The organism is uncultured Thiodictyon sp. (genome assembly GCF_903828115.1).
In the GTDB taxonomy this organism is placed as follows: domain Bacteria; phylum Pseudomonadota; class Gammaproteobacteria; order Chromatiales; family Chromatiaceae; genus Thiodictyon.
Genome location: NZ_CAIKKU010000316.1, coordinates 1 through 3,622, shown reverse-complemented (window position 1 = coordinate 3,622; position 3,622 = coordinate 1). Strand labels below are relative to the sequence as shown.

Genomic DNA, 3,622 nt, shown 5'->3' with positions numbered 1-3,622 from the left:
CAATCCGACCACGATTACGACAACGACAACGACAACGACGCCCGGTCCGTGAGAACGTCCGGTAGCTGTACCTAATGGGGTCCGCGATGCGTACCATACGAAATGTGCGTTATTATATCAGTTCTGATCGCGCCCCTGCCCCGCTTCGCCGCAGACAGGCGCTCGCCGCTGTGCTAAAAACAGCGACGAAGGACCGGGTGGCAGGCACCCGGTCACCGGCCCCAGGCGATGAGATGCCACCACGACACGCGCGACCCGCTGCAACCCCCGAGATGAGGCCGGGCCCCCGGCGGCCCGGACGGGGGAACTGACCATGTCACTAGGCCCGATCATGGTCGACCTGGCGGGCACCCAACTGGGCCCTGAAGACCGCGAGTTGCTGCGCCACCCGGCGGTCGGCGGGGTCATCCTCTTCGCCCGCAACTACCAGGACCCGGCCCAGCTCACGGAACTGACCGCGGCCATCCATGCCCTGCGCGAGCCGCGCCTCCTGATCGGGGTGGATCAGGAAGGGGGCCGGGTACAGCGCTTTCGCGCGGGTTTCACCCGCCTGCCCCCGGCCGGGCGCTTCGGCGCGCTCTACGCCCGGGACCCCCGCCGCGCCTGCACCGCCTGCACCGCGGTCGCCTGGCTGATGGCCGCGGAATTGCTGGTTGCCGGGGTGGACTTCAGCTTCGCCCCGGTGCTCGACCTGGACCGGGGCCTGTGTCAGGTCATCGGCGACCGCGGGTTCGGGTCCGCGGTGGAGCCGGTCTGCGCCCTGGCGGGCGCCTGGGCGGCGGGGGTGCGCCTGGCCGGCATGGCCGCGGTCGGCAAACACTTCCCCGGGCATGGCGGCGTGGCCGCGGACTCGCACACCGAGCTGCCCCGCGACGAGCGGGACCTGGCGGACCTCCTGGCCGCGGACCTGGTGCCCTTTCGCCGGCTGATCGAACACGGGCTGGAGGCGGTGATGCCGGCCCATGTGGTCTATCCGCGCCTGGCCCCCGAACCCGCCGGGTTCTCCCCGTTCTGGCTCCAGCACGTGTTGCGCGAACGCCTGGGATTCGCCGGCGTCATCTTCAGCGACGACCTCAACATGGCTGCCGCCGGTGCGGGCGGCGACTATGTGGAACGCGCCCGGGCCGCGGCCCGGGCCGGCTGCGACATGCTGTTGATTTGTAACAATCGCCCGGCCGCCGAGGCGATCGTCGCGGCGTTGCACGACCAGTCCGACCCGACCGCCCAACTGCGCCTGCTGCGCATGCACGGGCGCGGGCACCTGACCCGCGAGCGCCTGCACGAAGAACCGCGCTGGCAGGCGGGCGTGCACCAGGTCGCACGCCTGGAAGACCTGGAAACCCTGGACCTGGACCTGGCCCTGGACGACCCCACACGACCGGTAAAGCACTCATGAAACTGTCCCCCGAAACCTATGCCGCGGTCGCCGACCGCGCCGACTGCCTGGTCACCGAGGAGGCCATGGAGGCGGCCCTCGACCGCCTGGCCCTGGCCATCACCGAACGTCTGGCCGGGACCGATCCGGTCGTCCTGTGTGTGATGACCGGCGGCATCATCGCCGCGGGGCTCTTGTTACCCCGGCTGAATTTTCAATTGCGACTGAGCTGTGTCCATGTGAATCGTTATCACGGGACCACCCGCGGCGGTGACCTCGACTGGCAGTACCGCCCCGCGGAGGCCGTGCGCGGCGAGCAGGTGCTGATCCTGGATGACGTGCTCGACGAGGGCCTGACCCTGGAGGCGATCGCCCGCGCCTGCCGCGAAGACGGGGCGACCGCCGTGCACACGGCGGTCCTGGTCGAGAAGGAGCGCCCCCATGCCTACCCGGCGGAGTTTGTCGGCGTCACGGTTCCGGACCGCTATTTGTTCGGCTACGGACTAGACTACAAGGGCTACTTTCGCAACGTCCCCGGCATCTTCGCGGTTGCCGAGCAAGACCGAATAGACGGCGGAAACCGCGGGACGGCGAAAAACCAATGCAACGAAAAACAATCATCTAAAAATGCAATATAAGCAATAGACTTTTGACGTCGAGCCGATTTTGGAGTATCTCTTAGGGCTATAAGATCATAAGATCGCTCGCGCACCGGCCCTGGGGGTCCCGCGCCGCAAGCGTGCCTACCACTCGGCGTCACGGATCGGTTTGGCCCGTCGCCAGTTCGTCTGTGAGTGGTTTTCACGAAACAACGAAGAGGAGGATGACCCATGCAGACCCTAGACGGTTACCGCAGCACACATTCGGAGCTGCGGCAGATGATCGACGACCTGCGCTCGCTGCTGACCACGGAGCAGCTGCGCGTCCGCCCCAACGCCCGCACCGCGCACGAATTGTTGTGCGATCTCGACGAGCGGGTGCGTCGGCACCTGGCTGAAGAGGACCGCGGCCTCTATCCCAGCCTGCTGATCCATGAGGACCCCAAGGTGAAGTCCATCGCCTGGGGGTTCATCAGCGGGGAGCGCCCGCTGCGCAAGATCTTCCACGACTACCACAAGAATTGGCTGGAAAACTGTGACTTCAATTTCAGCGACGATTTTGTGACCGAAACCCACGAGGTCTTCGAGATGGTCGGGCAGCGCATCGAGCGCGAGGAGCAGGTCCTCTTCCCCAAACTGGTGGAGATCGGCATGTTCCATGAGGTGCGGTGCTAGGTTTTTCGAGCCGATCCGGGCTGCGGCAGATTGTCCGCCACGTTCTCACGGACCGGACGTCGTTGTCGTTTTCAATGTCGTAATCGTGGTCGGATTATTCGATTACGACAACGACAACGACAACGTACCCGGGATCTCGGTCACCACGTCAGTTCTGATAGGACCCCGGCGATTCCGGTAGAGGGGGCGGGTGCCAGGTCTTCTTGCGATCATCGGGGGTTCGGGCTTTCAGCGGCTGGGGGGCTTTGAGGTCACGGCGCAGCTCCGGCCGGACACCCCCTTCGGCCCCCTCTCGGCACCGGTCCTGCGCGGGCACCTGGCCCGCCGATCGGTGCTTTTTCTTGCCCGCCACGGCGACGGCCATCGGTTGCCGCCGCACCGTATCAACTACCGGGCCAATCTGTGGGCCCTGCACGCCGCCGGGGCCGGGCCCGTGGTGGGGCTTGCCGCCGTCGGCGGCATCGCCGCGGGCTTGGGCCCGCGCGCCTTCGCCGTCCCCGACCAACTCATCGACTACACCCACGGGCGCGAGCACAGCTTCCACGACGGTGAGTCGCTCCCCGTCCGCCATGTGGACTTCACCGAACCCTACTGCCCGCGGTTGCGCCATGACCTGCTCTGCGCCTGCGCGGCCGCCGGGGTCCCGGCGGTCGCCGCCGCGACCTATGGGGCGACGCAAGGACCGCGGCTGGAGACGGCGGCGGAGATCACCCGCATGGAGCGCGACGGCTGTGACCTGGTGGGCATGACGGGCATGCCCGAGGCGGCCCTGGCCCGGGAATTGGGGCTGCGTTACGCCAGCCTCGCCTTCGTCGTCAACTGGGCCGCCGGCAAGACGGCGGGCGCGATCACCATGGCCGAGATCGACGGTCACATCGCGCACTGCACGGGGCAGGTCGAGCGTATCCTCTCAGCCCTGGCGGCGGCCTCCTGACCCCGGGTACGCTGTCGTTGTCGTTGTCGTTGTCGTTGT

Annotated in this window: 4 protein-coding genes; all 4 read left to right on the top strand. The window is 67.2% G+C overall.

All coding sequences use genetic code 11. The features are described from left to right. Window positions 1-313: 313 nt before the first annotated feature. The 4 genes from nagZ (at window position 314) to QZY48_RS11490 (ending at window position 3,583) form a co-directional block, all read left to right on the top strand. Window positions 314-1,396: a beta-N-acetylhexosaminidase gene (gene nagZ, locus QZY48_RS11505; RefSeq protein WP_295430996.1), complete on the top strand. Its 1,083-nt coding sequence runs from the start codon at window positions 314-316 to the stop codon at window positions 1,394-1,396. Continuing rightward, entirely contained in the window at window positions 1,393-2,013 is a 621-nt protein-coding gene (locus tag QZY48_RS11500) for a hypoxanthine-guanine phosphoribosyltransferase (RefSeq protein WP_295430995.1), read from the top strand. Before nagZ ends, QZY48_RS11500 begins: the two co-directional genes overlap by 4 nt. 192 nt (window positions 2,014-2,205) lie before the next feature. Next, window positions 2,206-2,649: a hemerythrin domain-containing protein gene (locus QZY48_RS11495; RefSeq protein ID WP_295430994.1), complete on the top strand. Its 444-nt coding sequence runs from the start codon at window positions 2,206-2,208 to the stop codon at window positions 2,647-2,649. 190 nt (window positions 2,650-2,839) lie between these two features. Further along, window positions 2,840-3,583, top strand: coding sequence for an S-methyl-5'-thioinosine phosphorylase (locus tag QZY48_RS11490; protein ID WP_295430993.1), 744 nt, complete (start codon window positions 2,840-2,842; stop codon window positions 3,581-3,583). The last annotated feature ends 39 nt before the right edge of the window (window positions 3,584-3,622 follow it).

Coding starts and splice junctions, on each gene's coding strand:
- nagZ (WP_295430996.1), top strand. CDS start 314: ATGTCACTAGGCCCGATCATGGTCGACCTGGCGGGCACCCAACTGGGC.
- QZY48_RS11500 (WP_295430995.1), top strand. CDS start 1,393: ATGAAACTGTCCCCCGAAACCTATGCCGCGGTCGCCGACCGCGCCGAC.
- QZY48_RS11495 (WP_295430994.1), top strand. CDS start 2,206: ATGCAGACCCTAGACGGTTACCGCAGCACACATTCGGAGCTGCGGCAG.